Here is a 16,767-nt window from a genome sequence, read left to right as displayed (position 1 = left end):
TTGCGGAATCTCCTGGACTGACGTGGACGACCAGCGGGGCCCGCGTCCGGCGGCTCAGCGTGCGCTGAGGCTAGAGCGCCAGCAGCTCCTTGGTCGTGATGGTGAGTAGCTCGGGTCCGCCGTCCGCCTCGGAGCGGACGACGAGCGTGTCATCGATCCGGACCCCGCCCCGGCCAGGGAGGTGAACCCCCGGTTCGACGGTGACCGGCACACGAGCGTCCAGTTTACCCATGGCGGAGGGGGCGAGCTGCGGGTCCTCGTTGTTTTCGAGCCCCACCCCGTGCCCGGTGCGGGGGGAGAGCCCCTCCCGGTGCCCCGCCGCCGCCAACACCTGGCGCGCCGCCGCGTCCACGTCCCGGCAGGCGGCGCCGGGCGCCAGTGCCTCCCGTCCGGCCCGCTGAGCGGCGAAAACGGCGTCGTACAACTCGACCTGCCAGTCCGCGGGCGAGGTGCCGATGACGAAGGTGCGACCGATCTCGCACCGGTAGCCGCGGTAGGCGGCGCCCAGGCAGACGGAGAGGAAGTCGCCCTCCTCGACCCTCCGGTCGGTGGGCCGGTGGCCCACCCGGCCCGCGTCCGGACCGGTCCCCACCGAGGTGGCGAACGCGGGGCCGTCCGCACCGTGGTCGACCAGGCGCCGTTCGAGTTCCAGGGCCAGGTGCCGCTCGGTGCGCCCCACCAGGATCGACTCCAGCAGCTCGCTCAGGGCCTGGTCGGCGATCTCGGCGGCGATCCGCAGACAGCTGATCTCGTCCTCGTCCTTGACCAGTCGGAGCTGTTCGACGGCCCCGCCCAGATCGGTCAGTCGCAGCCCCGGGGCGGCAGCGGTGACCGCCCGGTGCCGGGCCACGGTCAAGTGGTGCTCCTCGACGGCCAGCGAGTCGAGGCCCCGGCCCGCCGCCACGGCCGCCGCGGTGACCGCGCTGTCCTCCCGGGGCCCGGTGAGCGTCCGGGTCGGGAGGGTGTCGTCGGGCTGGGGGGTGCCCGGGCGGGGCTCCGGGGGCTCCGCCTGGACGAGGAGGTCGCCGCCCTCGGCCAGCAGCAGGGTGGCGCCCACGGGCGCGGAACCGGCGAGGTAGCGGATGTTCGCGGGCCGGGAGACGAGGACGGCTGCGGTACCGGTGGCCGTGATGCGCTCCCGCAGGCGGTCCCTGCGGCTCGCGTGGGTCTCTGCCATGTCCCCGAGCCTACGAGCGACGGCGCCGAAGGGCCCGGTCAGCGCGTCCGGACGGGCTGACCCGACAACCTCAGGCCGGGGGCGGGGTGGCGACGGCCCGGGCCAGTGCCTCGTTCAGGGCGCGCGCCGTGCCGGCGACGTCCAGCTGGGAGTTGTCGATGATGGGCAGGCCCGAGCCGTACCAGCCGGCCATCCGGGCGTGGATGTGGGCGACCTCCTCGTCGCCGAGCCGGCGGTTGCCCCGCCGCCTGGCGTTGCGCTCCAGCACCACTTCCAGGCCCGGCAACAGCACCACCGGCAGCAGCCCGGGCCCCACGTGCCGCTTCCAACCGCCGAGGCCGACCACCGGGCGGTCGGGGAAGACCGCGTCGTCGATGACGCAGGAGATGCCGTTGGCGAGGAAGTTGCGGGCGGCGAACCCGCAGGTGCGGCGGGCCAGCCGGTACTGCGCCTCGGAGTGGTCGTTCCAACCGTCCTGCGGGTCGGCGAAGCCGCAGCGCACCCATTCCCGGACGTCGTCGAGGCTGATGTGCGCGGTGGGGGTGCGCCGGCGGTCGGCCCAGTACTGGGCGACGCTGGTCTTCCCGGCGCCCGCGGGACCGATGAGCAGGACGGCCAGGGTCGTCGTGGAGAGGTCGGCGGCCGGGCCGTGCGGCGGGCTCCCCACGGGGACGCCCGGGGGCAGGGGGACGTGCCCGGTGGTCTCCGGCACGGGCGGGGCGGCGGGCACCGGCGGATGGCCGGCCGGCCGGCCGGGGGCGCCGTGCGGCGCCGGCGGCGGCAGCGGGAAGTCCGGGGCGGCGGCGGGCGGGGCCGGGGGAACGGGGGGCGGCCACGGGGCCCCCGGTCGTCCGTGCGGCGGCAGCGCCGCTTCCCCTGCGTGCATCCGGTACCACTCCGTCTCGTCGGGCCCGTCCCGGAGGGGTGTCGGACCGGTGGGCCGCGTCTCCTACGGGCAACTGACGGCGGCCGTGGAGAAGTTCCCGAACGCACCGTCCGGTTCCCCGCGGTCGGCCCGTGCGGGGAGCGACCCGCGCCGAACGGTACCCGCCCCGGGCCGGGCCGTGCGGCCGGTCCGGGGCGGGAAGGGGACTACTGGGCGACTTCCCCGTAGGCGGCGAGCAGCACCGCCGGGTCGGGGCCCTCCAGGACCACCGGACGGGCGAGGCCGTCGAGGACGATGAAGCGCAGCAGGTCGCCCCGGGACTTCTTGTCGACCTTCATGGTCTCCAGCAGCTTGGGCCACTGGTCGTAGCGGTAGCTCAGGGGCAGGCCGACCGACTCCAGGACGGTGCGGTGCCGGTCGGCGGTCGCGTCGTCCAGGCGTCCCGCGAGGCGCCCCAGCTCGGCGGCGAAGTGCATGCCGACGGCGACGGCGGCGCCGTGCCGCCACTGGTAGCGCTCGTTCTTCTCGATGGCGTGGGCCAGGGTGTGGCCGTAGTTGAGGATCTCCCGGCGACCGGACTCCTTGAGGTCCCCGGAGACCACCTCGGCCTTGACCTTGACGGCCCGTTCGATCAGTTCGGCGGTGTGCGGGCCGGCCGGGGTGCGGGCGGCTTCCGGGTCGGCCTCCACGAGGTCGAGGATCACCGGGTCCGCGATGAAGCCCGCCTTGATGATCTCGGCGAGCCCCGAGACGTAGTCGTGCACCGGCAGCGACTCCAGCGCGGCGAGGTCGCACAGCACCCCGGCCGGCGGGTGGAAGGCGCCGACCAGGTTCTTGCCCTCGGCGGTGTTGATGCCCGTCTTGCCGCCGACGGCCGCGTCGACCATGCCGAGGACCGTGGTGGGCACCGCGATCCAGCGGACCCCGCGCAGCCAGCTGGCGGCGACGAACCCGGCGAGGTCGGTGGTGGCCCCGCCGCCGACGCCGACGATCACGTCGGTGCGGGTGAACCCGGACTGCCCCAGCGCCTTCCAGCAGTACGCGGCGACCTCGGCGGTCTTGGCCTCCTCGGCGTTGGGCACCTGGATGGCGACCGCTTCGAAGCCCTGCTCGGCGAGGTCCGCCCGCAGTGCCTCGCCGGTCTCGGCCAGCGCCTCGGGGTGGATCACGGCCACCCGCTTGGCCCGCCCGCCGACCAGGGGGCCCAGTTCGCCGAGGAGCTGACGGCCGATGAGCACCTCGTAGGGTTCGGTGCCGGCCGTCCCGGCGACCTGGATGCGGATGGGCTGCTGGGCGGTCATGAGGTCTTCTCCTGCGAGGGGTCTGGGGGCAGTCCGAGCGCGTCGAGGACCGCCCCGGCCACCTCTTCGGGGTCGCGGCCGTCGGTCGGGACGACGACGCGGGCCACCTCCCGGTAGAGCGGGAGGCGGGCCTCCATCAGCTCGCGCCACTGCCGGCGCGGGTTGACGGCGAGCAGCGGGCGGGCGACGTCGAGGCCGGTGCGCCGGACCGCCTCCGCCACGTCCATCGACAGGAAGACGACGGGGCGGTCGACGAGCAGGGCCCGGGTCCCGGGGTCGAGGACGGCCCCGCCCCCGAGGGCGAGGACGCCCTCGTGGGTGGCGAGGGCCGTGCGCACGGCGTCCTTCTCGACGGCCCGGAAGTAGGGCTCGCCCTCGTCCACGAAGATCTCGGAGACGGGGCGGCCCTCGGCGGCGACGATGTCGTCGTCGGTGTCGCGGTAGGGCAGGCCGAGCCGGTCGGCGAGCAGCGCGCCCACGGTGGACTTGCCGACGCCCATCGGGCCGACCAGCACGACCGCCGGGCCCGGGCGCCCGGGCTGCGGGGTCACGGCCGTCACCGGATGTGCAGGTGGTCGAGGTAGGACCGGACGTTGCGGGCGGTCTCGGGGACGCTGTCGCCACCGAACTTCTCGGCGACCGCATCGGCGAGGACCAGGGCGACCATGGCCTCCGCGACGATCCCGGCGGCCGGCACCGCGCACACGTCGGAGCGCTGGTGGTGGGCCTTGGTGGCCTCGCCGGTGGCCACGTCGACGGTGGCCAGTGCGCGCGGCACGGTGGCGATGGGCTTCATCGCGGCCCGCACCCGCAGCAGTTCGCCGGTGCTGAGGCCGCCCTCGGTGCCGCCGGAGCGGCCGGTGGAGCGCTTGAGCCCTTCGGGGGTGCTCACGATCTCGTCGTGGGCCTTCGAGCCCGGGACCCGGGCCAGTTCGAAGCCGTCGCCGACCTCCACGCCCTTGATCGCCTGGATGCCCATCAGCGCCGCGGCGAGGCGGGCGTCGAGGCGGCGGTCCCAGTGGACGTGCGAGCCCAGCCCGACCGGGACGCCGTAGGCGAGGACCTCGACCACTCCGCCGAGGGTGTCGCCGTCCTTGTGGGCCTGGTCGATCTCGGCGACCATCGCCTTGGAGGCGTCCGCGTCGAAGCAGCGCACCGGGTCGGCGTCGAGGCGCTCGACGTCGCCGGGGACGGGGAGGAGGCCGTAGGGGGCCTTGGCCGCCGCGAGTTCCACGACGTGGCTGACGATCTCGATGCCCGCGGTCTCCTTGAGGTAGGAGCGGGCGACGGCGCCGAGGGCGACCCGGGCCGCGGTCTCGCGGGCGGAGGCGCGCTCCAGGATGGGGCGGGCCTCGTCGAAGCCGTACTTCTGCATGCCCGCGAGGTCGGCGTGACCGGGGCGGGGACGGGTCAGCGGGGCGTTGCGGGCCGAGTCGGCGAGCACCTCCGGGTCGACCGGGTCGGCCGCCATGACCTGCTCCCACTTGGGCCACTCGCTGTTGCCGACCATGATCGCCACGGGCGAGCCCAGCGTGAGGCCGTGCCGCACGCCGCCGATGAAGGTGATCTCGTCGCGCTCGAACTTCATCCGGGCGCCGCGACCGTAGCCCAGGCGGCGCCGGGCGAGGTGGTCGGCCACCATCTCCGTGGTGATCGGGACGCCTGCGGGAAGACCCTCCAGCGTCGCCACCAAGGCGGGGCCGTGCGACTCCCCCGCGGTCAGCCAGCGCAACCTGCTCAACGGTGCTCCTCCTGTGGACCCGCGCATGCGACTGATACGGCCGGGCCGGGTGCGCAGTCCTGTGCCCGCCTCCCCCGATCCTCGCACGTCCCGGAGGGTCGCCCGTTCGAAGGTCCAGCAGGCGGACGCCGACGGAAGGGCGCCGTCCCGCCCGGACCCGGGCGCGCGCGCCGGCTCAGCGGGCGGCGAGCGCCCCTTCTCCCGCACGGCGCATGGCGACCAGCGGCGCCGACCGTCCGGTCATCCGCTCGACCTGGAGCACCGCCTGGTGGACGAGGAGGTCCAGTCCGCTGACGACGGCGCCCCCGTGGGCGGACCAGCGCGCCGCCAGCGCGGTCGGCCAGGGCTCGTAGAGCACGTCGAACAGGGTGGCCGGGCGTTCGGGGACCTCGGCGGCGAGCGCGTCGGTGGTGCCGGCGGGGGTGGTGGCGATCACCAGGGGGGCGCGCAGGGCGCGGGCGGCGTCCGCCCAGTCGGCGGTGCGGACCCCGATGCCGAGGCGTTCGCCCCACTGCCGCATCTCGGCCGCGCGGGCGGCGGAGCGCACGTAGGCGGTGATCTCACCGGTGCAGATCCGGGCGAGGGCGGCGAGCGCGGAGGAGGCGGTGGCCCCGGCGCCGAGCACGGCGGCGGAGTCCACGGTCTCGACGCCGCGCTCCCGCAGGGCCGCGACCATGCCGGGGACGTCGGTGTTGTCGCCGGTGCGGCGGCCGTCCTCGGTGAGGACCACCGTGTTGACGGCCTCGACCGCGGCGGCGGTGTCGCTGACCTCGTCCAGCAGGGGTATCACCGCGCGCTTGAGCGGCATGGTCAGGGAGAGCCCGGCCCACTGCGGGCCGAGCCCGGCGAGGAAGTCGGGCAGTGCCGCCTCGTCCACCTCGAACCGGTCGTAGCTCCAGGCGTCGAGGCCGAGCTCGGCGTAGGCGGCGCGGTGCAGGACCGGGGACAACGAATGGGCGATGGGCGAGCCCAGGACGGCCGCCCGGGTGCGGTCAGTCGCTCTTCGTGCGTCCGGCATTGAACTCCTCCACCAGCTTGTTGTGGTCGGTCAGGTTGTCGGTGAAGGTCGTCGTCTTGCCGTCGACGGAGACGAAGAACATCCAGCCGCCGTCGTCCGGTTCGAGCGCGGCGCTCAGGGCGTCCTCGCCGGGGTTGCCGATCGGCCCGGGCGGCAGGCCCTTGTAGAAGTAGGTGTTGTACGGGTGGTCGAGGTTGCGGATCTCCTTGATGGAGATGTCGAGCTTGCTCTGGTTCCTCAGGTAGTTGTAGGTGGAGTCGAACTCGATCTTCTGGTTGGTGACCGTGTTGTCGGGCTTGAGCCGGTTGTAGACGACGGCCGCCATCTTCTTGAAGTCGTCGTGCGTCCTGCCCTCGGCCTGGACCAGGCTGGCCACCGTGATGAGCTCCAGGGGGCCCTTCAACCCCAGCTCCCGGGCCTTGCCGTCGAGGTCGTGGGCCGCGTACTGGCTCTTCGCCCGGGAGATCATCTTCTTGAGCACCTCGGCCGGCTCGGTGCCCTCGGAGACGGGGTAGCTCGACGGGTAGAGGAAGCCCTCCAGCGGGTCCTTGCGGCTCGCCGCGCCGTTGGTCGCCCACTCGGGCAGGCCCAGGGACTTCCACTCGGTGAGGGCGACGTCCTTGGTGGTGCCCTCGGGGAGGTCGAGCCGCTTGTCGATCTGCTCGTAGACCCAGATGTTGCGGCGGCCCTCGGCGATGATGAGGTTGTTGCGGCTCTTCGGGTCGAGCATCAGCTCCACGGCGCTGGCCGCGGACATCTGTTTGCGCAGGATGTAGGCGCCGTCCTGGATGCTCTTGCCCTGGGGGTGCTGGTTCTGCGCCTGGGTGAACGCGTCGACGCTCTTGATGACGCCGGCTTCCTTGAGCTTCTGGCCGATCAGGGAACCGATCGCGCCCTTGGGGATGTCCACCGAGACGTTCTCGTCGGTGCCGGCGCCCGCGAAGTCCTCGGGCGCTCCGTAGCGGTCCTGGTAGAACTGGTAGCCGAAGTAGCCGACGGCGCCGATGCCGCCCACGAAGACCGCGGTCACCAGGAGGCAGGCGCAGCCGTTGCGGCGTTTGCGCTTGCCCTCCTTGCCGCTGCGGCCCCCCCGGCGGTCCTCGCGCCCGCCGGACCGACCGGGCGGTTCTTCGTCGTCGTACTCGTCCGGCGCGTCCGCGCGGCGGGGGGCGGCCGGGGCCTCCCGGTCGGGGCGGGCCGGGTCCCAGTCCTCCTGGTCGCCGGTGGACTCGTCGGGCGGGGCCGGGGCGGCGGTCCGGTGGGCGGGGGGCCTCGGCGGCGGGTACGCCTCCGGGGTGCCGTAGTAGTCGGGGGGCTCGGCCCCGTACGCCTCGGGGTGACCGGCGTACGGCGCGGTCGGATCGGTACCGTAGGGGATCTGGCCGGGCTGGGCCGCCTCCCAGCCGCCCTGGTACTGCTGGCCGTAGCCGTCCGAGTGCCCCGGGGCGGGCTGCTGCCCGGTCCACTGGTCGTAGCCCTGGCCGGCGTGCTGCTGTTGGACGTACTCCTGCGGGTGTCCCGACTGCGGCTCCAAGGGCCCGGCACCGTACTGCGGACCGCCCTGCGGGTACTGCTGCTGGCCGGTCTGCGGGGACTGGCCGGGGTGGCCCTGCTGCCCTCCCCATCCGACGTCCCCGTGCGACGGGTCCTCCGGATACCACGGTTCGGAGCCCTGGCCCCGGCCATATTCAGTCATGTGTCCCCATCGAGCCGCGAGGCGGGCCGGGGGCGCTCGCGGCGCACCCTCGCGCCCACCTCTTTGCTGTGCGGCGGCTGTTCGAACACCGTCGCATCGCGCGGAACGTTACCGTATCGCGATCAGATGACCACTTCGACGCCCTCTCCGGGGGCCCGACCAGACGCCCGTTCGGACTCCAGAGCGTTCTGGAGGATCACCACAGCGGCAACCTGGTCGATGACAGACCGGCCCTTTCGGGACGTGACGCCCGAGGCGCGCAGTCCCTGCGTGGCCGTAACTGTGGTCATCCTCTCGTCCACCAGACGCACCGGGACGGGGGCGATCGCGGCCGCGAGCCGTCCGGCGAAGGCACGGACCTTGGTCGCCGCCGGGCCCTCCCCGCCCTTCAGGGAGCGGGGAAGCCCGACGACGACCTCGATCGGTTCGTACTCGTCGACCAGTTGACGCAGCCGCCGATGGGCGGCCGGGACGTCGCGTCCCGGCACGGTCTCCACCGGGGTGGCGAGGATGCCGTCGGGGTCGCAGGAGGCGACGCCGATCCGGGCGTCACCCACGTCGATCGCCAGTCTGCGGCCCCGGCGCATCAGGCCGCCGTCTCGGCGACGAGCCGCTCGACGGCGGCGACGGCGTCGCCGACCGCGGCGGCGTTCTGACCGCCGCCCTGGGCGACGTCGGGCTTGCCGCCCCCGCCGCCGCCGAGCGTCTTGGCCGCGGCGCGGACCAGGTCGCCGGCCTTGAGGCCGCGGGCGCGGGCGCCGTCGTTGGTGGCGATGACGGTGAGCGGCTTGCCGCCGACCGTGGTGAACAGGGCCACGACGGCGGGCCGACCGCCCTGGATGCGGCCGCGGACGTCGAGGACCAGCTTGCGCAGGTCGTCGGCGGTGGTGCCGTCCGGCACCTGCCCGGTGACCAGGGCGACCCCGTGGACGTCGCGGGCCGTCTCGGCGAGCCCGGCGGCGGCCTGGAGGACCTTCTCGGCACGGAAGCGCTCGATCTCCTTCTCGGCCTCGCGCAACTTGGCGAGCATGCCCGCGACCTTCTCGGGCAGTTCCTCGGGACGGCCCTTGACCAGTTCCTGGAGCTGGGCGACGACGGTGTGCTCCCGGGCCAGGAAGTTGTAGGCGTCGACGCCCACCAGGGCCTCGATGCGCCGGACGCCGGAGCCGATCGAGGACTCGCCGAGCAGCTTCACCAACCCGAGCTGGGAGGTGTTGTGGACGTGCGTGCCGCCGCACAGCTCCTTGGAGAAGTCGCCGATGGTGACGACCCGGACCCGCTCGCCGTACTTCTCGCCGAACTCGGCGATGGCGCCCTGCTTCTTGGCCTCGTCGATGCTCATGACCTCGGCCTCGACGTCGAGGTCCCGGGTGAGCACCTCGTTGATCCGCTGCTCGACGTCGGTCAGCACGGCGCCGGGCACGGCGGCCGGGGAACCGAAGTCGAAGCGGAAGCGACCGGGCTGGTTCTCCGAACCGGCCTGGGCGGCGGTCGGGCCCAGGGCGTCACGCAGCGCCTGGTGGGTCAGGTGGGTGGCGGAGTGGGCGCGGGCGATGGCGGTGCGCCGGCGCACGTCGATGGTGGCGTGGGCCGGGGCGTCGAGGGTGACCTCCCCGACCTGGACGACGCCCTTGTGCACGTAGACGCCCGGCACCGGCTTCTGGCAGTCGCGGACCTCGACCACGGCGCCCGAGTCCAGTCGGATGCGGCCGGTGTCGCCGATCTGCCCGCCGCCCTCGGCGTAGAAGGGGGTGCGGTCCAGGACGATCTCGACCTCGTCGCCCTCGGTGGCGGCGGGCGAGGCCACGCCGTCCACCAGGATGCCGACGATCCGGGACTCGCCCTGGGTGTCGACGTAGCCGATGAAGTCGGTCTCGCCCGCCCGGTCGGCGATCTCCCGGTAGGCACCGAGGTCGGCGTGGCCGGTCTTCTTGGCGCGGGCGTCGGCCTTGGCGCGCTCCCGCTGCTCCTTCATCAGGCGCCGGAAGCCGTCCTGGTCGACGCTGAGGCCCTGCTCGGCGGCCATCTCCAGGGTGAGGTCGATCGGGAAGCCCCACGTGTCGTGCAGCAGGAACGCCTTCTCGCCGGGCAGGACGCTGCCGCCGGTGCTCTTGGTCTCGGTGACGGCGGTGTCGAGGATGTTGGTGCCGGCCTTGAGGGTCTTGAGGAAGGCGGCCTCCTCGGCGAGGGCGACCGACTCGATGCGGCTGCGCTCGTCCTCCAGCTCCGGGTACTGCTCGGCCATCGACCGGATGACGGTGTCGACGAGCTCGCCGGCGACGGGGCCGGTGGCACCGAGCAGGCGCATGTTGCGGATGGCACGACGCATGATGCGGCGCAGCACGTAGCCGCGGCCCTCGTTGCCGGGGGTGACGCCGTCGCCGATGAGCATCACGGAGGTGCGCATGTGGTCGGAGACCACGCGCAGCGAGACGTCGCTCCCGTGGGCCTTGCCGTAGGCGACGCCGGTGAGTTCGGTGGCCTTGTCGATCACGACCCGGGAGGTGTCGATCTCGTACATGTTCTGCACGCCCTGGAGGATCATGGCGAGCCGTTCGAGACCGAGGCCGGTGTCGATGTTCTTGTTGGGCAGCTCGCCGAGGATCTCGAAGTCCTCCTTGCCGGTACCCTCGCCGCGCTCGTACTGCATGAACACGAGGTTCCAGATCTCCACGTACCGCTCGTCGTTGACGGCGGGGCCGCCCTCGACGCCGAACTCGGGGCCGCGGTCGTAGTTGATCTCGGAACAGGGGCCGCAGGGGCCGGGCACGCCCATGGACCAGAAGTTGGGGCCCTTGCCGAGGCGCTGGATGCGCTCGGCGGGGACGCCGATGACGTCGCGCCAGATCCGCTCGGCCTCGTCGTCCTCCTCGTAGACCGTGATCCACAGGCGCTCGGGGTCAAGGCCGTAGCCGCCGTCCGCGAGGGAGCTGGTGAGCAGCTCCCAGGCGTACGTGATGGCGCCTTCCTTGAAGTAGTCGCCGAAGGAGAAGTTGCCGCACATCTGGAAGAACGTGCCGTGGCGGGTGGTCTTGCCGACCTCTTCGATGTCCGGGGTGCGCACGCACTTCTGCACGCTGGTGGCCCGGGCGTAGGGCGGCTTGACCTCGCCGAGGAAGTAGGGCTTGAAGGGCACCATGCCCGCCGGGACCAGGAGCAGCGTCGGGTCGTCCGCGATCAGCGACGCCGACGGCACGACGGTGTGCCCGCGCTGCTCGAAGAAGCGCAGCCAGCGACGGCGGATTTCAGCCGACTCCATCAGTGGTCCTCATTCCGGTTGTCCTTGTGCGAATACGTGTCCGAACGCGCACCGTAGCCGAGGTATTTCGGCGCGGTCGGGCGCCCGGGGGGAGGGGGGTCGAGGGCCGCGCGGCGCGGCGGGCCGTCCACGGGAGCGTCGAGTCCGAGCGCGTCGCCGAGTTCGGCCTCCCGCTGGAGCATGCCGGCGCGGACGTCGAGGGCGAACTCGCGCACCCGGTGGCCCGCGTCGAGGGCCTTGTCGGCGGCCTGGGCGGCGAGGCTCTCCGGGGTGAGCTGCTTGAGCTTGCGGTTGACCTTGGCGGTGGCCCAGACACCGGCCGCGGCACCCGCGGTGAACCAGAACGCACGGCGGAACATCGCTGTCTCAGTCCTTCTTCCGCCGGCCGCGGCGGGCGGTGGGCACGGTCCGGCCGACGATGACGGTGCGGCGGTTCCGCTGGGCGGGCTGGGGGGGAGCGGGCGCTGCGGACCCGGGGTCGGCGCCCTTGCGTCCGATGGCGCGGCGCACCCCGTAGCCGAACGCGGCGACCTTCACCAAGGGGCCGCCGAAGGTGGAGGCGACGGTGGTGGAGAGCGCGGAGGCGTTCGAGGTGACCTCCTGCACGTCGGAGGCGATGGCGTCGACCCGGTCGAGCTGCGTCTGGGCGGAGCGCACGGCCTCGGTGGCACCGGCGAGCAGCGGGACGGCCTGGTCGGTCACGTCCGCGACGAGCTTGGTGGTCGCCTTGAGCGTCTGGGTCAACCTCACCAGCGCGACGGCGAGGAAGGAGACCAGGATCGCCCAGAAGACGGCCACCAGGATCCCGGCAACCTCTCCACCGGACACTGTGCACCGCTCCCTGAGATGGGCGCCCGAACGGGCCGGGCTCGTATGTGGTCGTTCGCCGCCGGTCGTGGCCGACGGACGTCGTACGAGCCTATCGCGCCGGGGGTGGGGTTCCGCACGCGCGATTCCCCGCCCGCGCGGAGGGGAACCGCAGGGCGGGGCCTCGAACGGGGCCCGCGCGCACCTGGACTGATTGTACGTAACGCTTATGCGTGGGTACGCTCCGTTGCTCATGCGACCCACATCGCGGCACGGGCGGCGAACGAACGATTCTGCGCGCAGCGCCCGGGCGCCCCGTGACCTCCCGCTGGAACTGACCGCCCTGGTGGGCCGCGCCCCCGAGCTGACCCTGCTGGGCGAGGCCACGGCGCACTCCCGGCTGGTGACCGTCGTCGGCCCCGGCGGGATCGGCAAGTCGCGGCTGGTCGCCCGGGCCGCCGCCACCTGCGCCCTGCCGGACGGGGCTCGCCTGGTGGACCTCGCCCCGCTGGCCGCCGGCGAACTCGTCGAGTACGCGGTGGCCCAGGCCCTGGGCCTGACCGAGCACGCGGTACGACCGGCCCGCGCGGTGCTGGTGGACCACTTCGCGCCGCAACGGGCCCTCCTGGTCCTGGACGGCTTCGAGCACCTGGTGGACGGCTGCGCCGGGCTCGTCCGCACCTTGTTGCGGGCCGCACCGGGCCTACGGGTGCTCGCCGCCGGGCGGCGCCCCCTCGGGGTGCGGGGCGAGCGGGTGGTCCCGCTCGCCCCGCTGGCGGAGGGCGACGCCGTGGCCCTGTTCGCCGACCGGGCCGGTGCGGTCCTGCCCGGCTTCGCGCTGGACGAGGCCAACGCGGCGGACGTGCGGGAGATCTGCCGACGGTTGGACGGCATCCCGCTCGCCGTGGAGCTGGCCGCCGGCCGGCTCACCGCACTGTCCCCGGGGCAGTTGCTGCACCGCCTCGACGACCGGTTCCGGCTGTTGACCGGCGGCGGGCGGGACGCGCTGCCCCGGCATCGGACGCTGCGCACCGCCATCGGGTGGAGCCACGAGTTGTGCACCACGCAGGAGCGGTTGCTGTGGGCACGGCTGTCGGTGTTCTCCGGCACCTTCGACCTGGAGGCCGCGGAGTACGTGTGCGGGGGCGACGGGCTGCCCCCGGACGAAGTGCTCGACGTGCTGAGCGCCTTGCTGGACCAGTCGGTGGTGCACCGCGAGGACGGGCCCTCGGGGGCGCGCTACCGGATGCTGGAGACGGTCCGCGCCTACGGGGCGGACTGGCTGGAGGGCTCCGGGGACACGGCCCGGCTCCGCCGGCGCCACCTGGACTGGTACGCGGGACTGGCCGCCTGGTGCGAACTGGAGTGGTTCTCCCCGCGGCAGCGGGAGGTCGCCGCCCGGACCGCGGCGGAGCTGCCCAACGTGCGCGCGGCCCTGGAACACGCCCTGACCGAACCCGGCAGCACCCCGGTGGCCCTGCACGTCGCGGGCACCCTGTGGTTCTGCTGGGTGGGGTGCGGTCGACTCGCCGAGGGCCGGCACTGGCTCCAGCGCGGCCTGGAACTCGACTGCGGCCCCGAGGGGGCCTGCGAGAGCCCGCCGGACGTCCGGCTCAAGGCGCTGTGGGTGCTCGGCCACGTCGCGGCGCTCCAGGGCGACACGGTGGCGGCCCTCGCCGCGCTGCACGAGTGCCGGGAGGAGGCGGAGCGCACCGACGACGCCCTGGCCGTCGCCCACGCCGAACACCGCACCGGGGTGCTGGCGCTGGTCGCCGACGACGCGGAGCGCGCCGAGCGGCTGCTGCGCTCGGCGCTCGACCACTACCGGGAGATCGGCGAGCTGAACAGCAACGTGCTGATGGCCCGGGTGGAACTGGCGACGGCACTGATCTTCCAGCACGATCCGCTCGCCGGAGGGCTCGGGGACGCGGACGGAGGCCGGAACGCGGTGGCGGAGGCCGTGGGGTGGTGCGAGGAGGTGCGGGAGGCGTGCGAGGACCACGGGGAGCGCTGGGCACTGTCCTACGCGCTGCTGGTGCTCGCCTACGCGGCCTGGTCCGAGGGCGATCCGGCGCGGGCCCGGCGGCTGTTGGAGGAGGGCCTGGTCATCGGCCACGCCTTCGGGGACCTGCTGGGCGTCGCCCTGGCCGTCGAACTGCTCGCCCTGGTCACCCTGGACGAGGGCGACCCCGGGGAGGCGGCGGTGCTCCAGGGCGCGGCGGGCGGTCTGTGGCCCTCGGCGGGGCGGCACTCGCTCGGACCGGCGTCGCCGAGGGCGGCGCGGGCGCCCCGTGCGCTGGGCGAGCGGCGCGCCCGCGCCGCCCTCGGCGACGCACGGTACGAGGAGGGCCTGCGGCGGGGCGCGCCGCTCGGCCTGGACGCGGCGGTGCGGCGCGCCCTGGGGCGGGGCGCCGGTCCGGTGCCGGCCCCGCCGGAGTGCCCGCGGGAAGCGGCGGACGCACGAACACCGGGGCCCGTCGCCCCGCCCGCTCCGTGGAGCGGGGAGGCGACGGGCCCCGGTGCGTGACGCGGAGGTCTACGTCCGGATCAGCGGGCGTAGTACTCGACGACGAGCTGCTCGTCGCAGATCACGGGGATCTCCTTGCGCTGCGGGTCCCGGTCGAGGCGGAAGGCCAGGGCCTTCAGGTTGACCTGGAGGTAGCGCGGGGTCTCGCCGTCGGCGGCGTAGCCACCCTCGCGGGAGACCTGGAACAGCGTCTTCTCGCGGGAGCGCTCGCGCACCATCACGACGTCGTCGGGGCGCACGCGGAAGGAGGGCTTGTCGACCTTCTTGCCGTTGACCTCGATGTGGCCGTGGACGACCATCTGGCGGGCCTGGTAGATCGTGCGGGCGATCCCGGAGCGCAGGACCAGCGCGTCGAGGCGCCGCTCCAGCTCGATGATCAGGGCCTCGCCGGTCTTGCCCTGGACCTTGCTGGCGCGGTCGTAGGCGCGGACCAGCTGACGCTCGGAGACGTCGTACTGCGCGCGCAGGCGCTGCTTCTCCAGCAGACGGACCTTGTAGTCCGAGGTCTGCTTGCGACCGCGGCCGTGCTCGCCCGGCGGGTAGGGGCGGGCCTCGAAGTACTTGACGGCCTTGGGGGTCAGCGCGATGCCGAGGGCACGCGACTTCTTGACCTTGGGACGGGACTGGTTCGGCACGAACCAACCTCTCTCACTCTGTACGAATACGGCTTCACCAGGGTTAGGGGAGGTCGCATCCGCAGCCGGGGAAACCCGCCGGACCCGGAGGGTCCTTCGGGCAGCCGCTCCCCTGGTCTGGGCACATACGTGCAGCACGCGAGTGGCCCACCGACCTCCGCAAGGGGGTGGTGGGCTGCCCGCGACACCGTTCGACGGTGCGCGACGCTCCTGGGACCGTCCTCGCGGACGGATCCCGGCTGCCTGTCCCGTTCTGGTGAGCCGACCGGGGTCGGGCACGGGACGCAGCGCTTGGGCAAGTTTACCCGGTGTCCGGGGCTCCGGTGACCCGGCTACTGCTCCGGGGCCTGCGGAGCCGGCGGCGGCTCGCCCTTGAGGCGGGCCCGGACCCGCTCCACCACGTCCGCGTAGCGGGCCTCCGCCCCGTAGCGGGTGGGCTGGTAGTAGCGCTTGGCCTCGACGGCCTCCGGGGCGTACCGCTGGGTCGCGATGCCGCCGGGGACGTCGTGCGGGTACACGTACCCCTGGGCGTGGCCGAGCTTGGCCGCGCCCCGGTAGTGGCCGTCCCTCAGGTGCGTCGGGACCGGGCCGGCGAGGCCCGCCCGGACGTCGGCCAGGGCGGCGCCGATGGCGAGCGTCGCGGCGTTGGACTTCGGGGCCAGGGCCAGGGCGATGGTCGCGTGGCTGAGGGTGAGCGCGGCCTCGGGGAAGCCGATGAGCGCCACGGCCTGGGCGGCGGCGACGGCGGTGGGCAGGGCGGTGGGGTCGGCGAGGCCGATGTCCTCGCTGGCGGAGATCATCAGCCGCCGGGCGATGAAGCGGGGGTCCTCACCGGCCTCGATCATGCGGGCCAGGTAGTGCAGGGCGGCGTCCACGTCGGAGCCGCGGATGGACTTGATGAGGGCGCTGGCCACGTCGTAGTGCTGGTCACCGGCGCGGTCGTAGGTCACCGCGGCCCGGTCGACCGACTCCTCCAGGGTGGTCAGGGTGAGGGCGCCCTCGCCCTTGGCCAGGGCTGCGCCGGCACCCGCCTCCAGGGCGGTCAGGGCCCGACGGGCGTCCCCGCCGGCGATCCGCAGCAGGTGCCCCTCGGCGTCCTCGTCGAGGGTGAGCGCGCCGTCGAGCCCCCGGGCGTCGGCGAGGGCCCGGCGCAGCAGTCCGCGGACGTCGTCGTCGGCCAGCGGCTCCAGGGTGAGCAACAGGGAGCGGGAGAGCAGCGGGGAGATCACCGAGAAGTAGGGGTTCTCGGTGGTGGCGGCGATGAGGGTGATCCAGCGGTTCTCCACGGCGGGCAGCAGGGAGTCCTGCTGCGCCTTGCTGAAGCGGTGGATCTCGTCCAGGAAGAGAACCGTTTCCTTGCCGTAGCCGCCGGTGGCGCGGCGGGCGCTGTCGATGACGGCGCGGACCTCCTTGACGCCCGCGGTGATCGCCGACAGCTCCACGAACCGCTTGTTGGTGGCCTGGGAGACGACGTACGCCAGGGTCGTCTTGCCGGTGCCGGGCGGGCCCCAGAGGATCACCGAGGAGGGCCCCGCGGGACCGCCGCCGCCCTCGCCGACCAGCCGGCGCAGGGGTGCGCCCGGCTTGAGCAGGTGCTGTTGGCCGAGGACCTCGTCGAGGCTGCGCGGACGCATGCGCACGGCCAGCGGCCTGCTCGCCGGGTCCCTCTCCTGACGTTCCTCGGCTGCCGCGGTGAAGAGATCGGGTTCCACGTCGGGAA

14 protein-coding genes are annotated in these 16,767 nt (G+C 73.7%); 1 reads left to right on the top strand and 13 read right to left on the bottom strand.

From position 1 onward, the window contains the following. Positions 1–70 precede the first annotated feature (70 nt). From ABT092_RS06720 to ABT092_RS06670, 11 genes are all read right to left on the bottom strand, one after another. Positions 71–1,177: an aminopeptidase P family protein gene (locus ABT092_RS06720; protein WP_351240528.1), complete on the bottom strand. Its 1,107-nt coding sequence runs from the start codon at positions 1,175–1,177 to the stop codon at positions 71–73. Positions 1,178–1,247: 70 nt separating this feature from the next. Continuing rightward, on the bottom strand, positions 1,248–2,063 hold the full coding sequence (locus ABT092_RS06715; RefSeq protein WP_351240526.1) for an AAA family ATPase: 816 nt from the start codon (positions 2,061–2,063) through the stop codon (positions 1,248–1,250). Between the two features lie 206 nt (positions 2,064–2,269). Beyond that, on the bottom strand, positions 2,270–3,364 hold the full coding sequence (gene aroB / locus ABT092_RS06710) for a 3-dehydroquinate synthase (RefSeq protein WP_351240524.1): 1,095 nt from the start codon (positions 3,362–3,364) through the stop codon (positions 2,270–2,272). Then, positions 3,361–3,864 (bottom strand): shikimate kinase, encoded by a 504-nt coding sequence (locus ABT092_RS06705; protein ID WP_351240660.1) that lies wholly within the window; start codon positions 3,862–3,864, stop codon positions 3,361–3,363. Before ABT092_RS06705 ends, aroB begins: the two co-directional genes overlap by 4 nt. 56 nt (positions 3,865–3,920) lie before the next feature. Next, a complete protein-coding gene (aroC, locus tag ABT092_RS06700; RefSeq protein WP_351240522.1) occupies positions 3,921–5,105 on the bottom strand; it encodes a chorismate synthase in 1,185 nt (394 codons plus the stop codon). Between the two features lie 175 nt (positions 5,106–5,280). Next, positions 5,281–6,123, bottom strand: a complete 843-nt coding sequence (locus tag ABT092_RS06695; RefSeq protein WP_351240521.1) for a shikimate dehydrogenase — start codon at positions 6,121–6,123, stop codon at positions 5,281–5,283. Beyond that, positions 6,098–7,819, bottom strand: a complete 1,722-nt coding sequence (gene mltG, locus ABT092_RS06690) for an endolytic transglycosylase MltG (protein ID WP_351240520.1) — start codon at positions 7,817–7,819, stop codon at positions 6,098–6,100. Before mltG ends, ABT092_RS06695 begins: the two co-directional genes overlap by 26 nt. Positions 7,820–7,941: 122 nt before the next feature. Further along, complete coding sequence (ruvX, locus tag ABT092_RS06685; protein ID WP_351240519.1) at positions 7,942–8,406, bottom strand: Holliday junction resolvase RuvX; 465 nt, start codon at positions 8,404–8,406, stop codon at positions 7,942–7,944. Then, entirely contained in the window at positions 8,406–11,078 is a 2,673-nt protein-coding gene (gene alaS / locus ABT092_RS06680; RefSeq protein WP_351240518.1) for an alanine--tRNA ligase, read from the bottom strand. Before alaS ends, ruvX begins: the two co-directional genes overlap by 1 nt. Next, positions 11,078–11,437 carry a hypothetical protein gene (locus tag ABT092_RS06675; protein ID WP_351240517.1) on the bottom strand — a complete coding sequence of 120 codons (360 nt, stop codon included), beginning with the start codon at positions 11,435–11,437 and terminating at the stop codon, positions 11,078–11,080. Before ABT092_RS06675 ends, alaS begins: the two co-directional genes overlap by 1 nt. 7 nt (positions 11,438–11,444) lie before the next feature. After that, positions 11,445–11,906 carry a DUF948 domain-containing protein gene (locus ABT092_RS06670; RefSeq protein ID WP_351240515.1) on the bottom strand — a complete coding sequence of 154 codons (462 nt, stop codon included), beginning with the start codon at positions 11,904–11,906 and terminating at the stop codon, positions 11,445–11,447. 232 nt (positions 11,907–12,138) lie between these two features. Between ABT092_RS06670 and ABT092_RS06665 the strand changes: the two genes are divergently transcribed. Continuing rightward, positions 12,139–14,412: an ATP-binding protein gene (locus ABT092_RS06665; RefSeq protein ID WP_351240513.1), complete on the top strand. Its 2,274-nt coding sequence runs from the start codon at positions 12,139–12,141 to the stop codon at positions 14,410–14,412. 20 nt (positions 14,413–14,432) lie between these two features. Here ABT092_RS06665 and rpsD read toward each other — a convergent pair whose 3' ends face one another. Beyond that, entirely contained in the window at positions 14,433–15,047 is a 615-nt protein-coding gene (gene rpsD / locus ABT092_RS06660) for a 30S ribosomal protein S4 (RefSeq protein ID WP_073792029.1), read from the bottom strand. A gap of 332 nt (positions 15,048–15,379) precedes the next feature. After that, positions 15,380–16,759 (bottom strand): replication-associated recombination protein A, encoded by a 1,380-nt coding sequence (locus ABT092_RS06655; RefSeq protein WP_351240511.1) that lies wholly within the window; start codon positions 16,757–16,759, stop codon positions 15,380–15,382. Positions 16,760–16,767 lie beyond the last annotated feature (8 nt).

This window comes from Streptomyces sp. NPDC002490 (assembly GCF_040296045.1).
GTDB lineage: Bacteria > Actinomycetota > Actinomycetes > Streptomycetales > Streptomycetaceae > Streptomyces.
The sequence above is the reverse complement of the archived record's forward strand: the minus strand, read 5'-3'. Positions and strand labels throughout refer to the sequence as shown.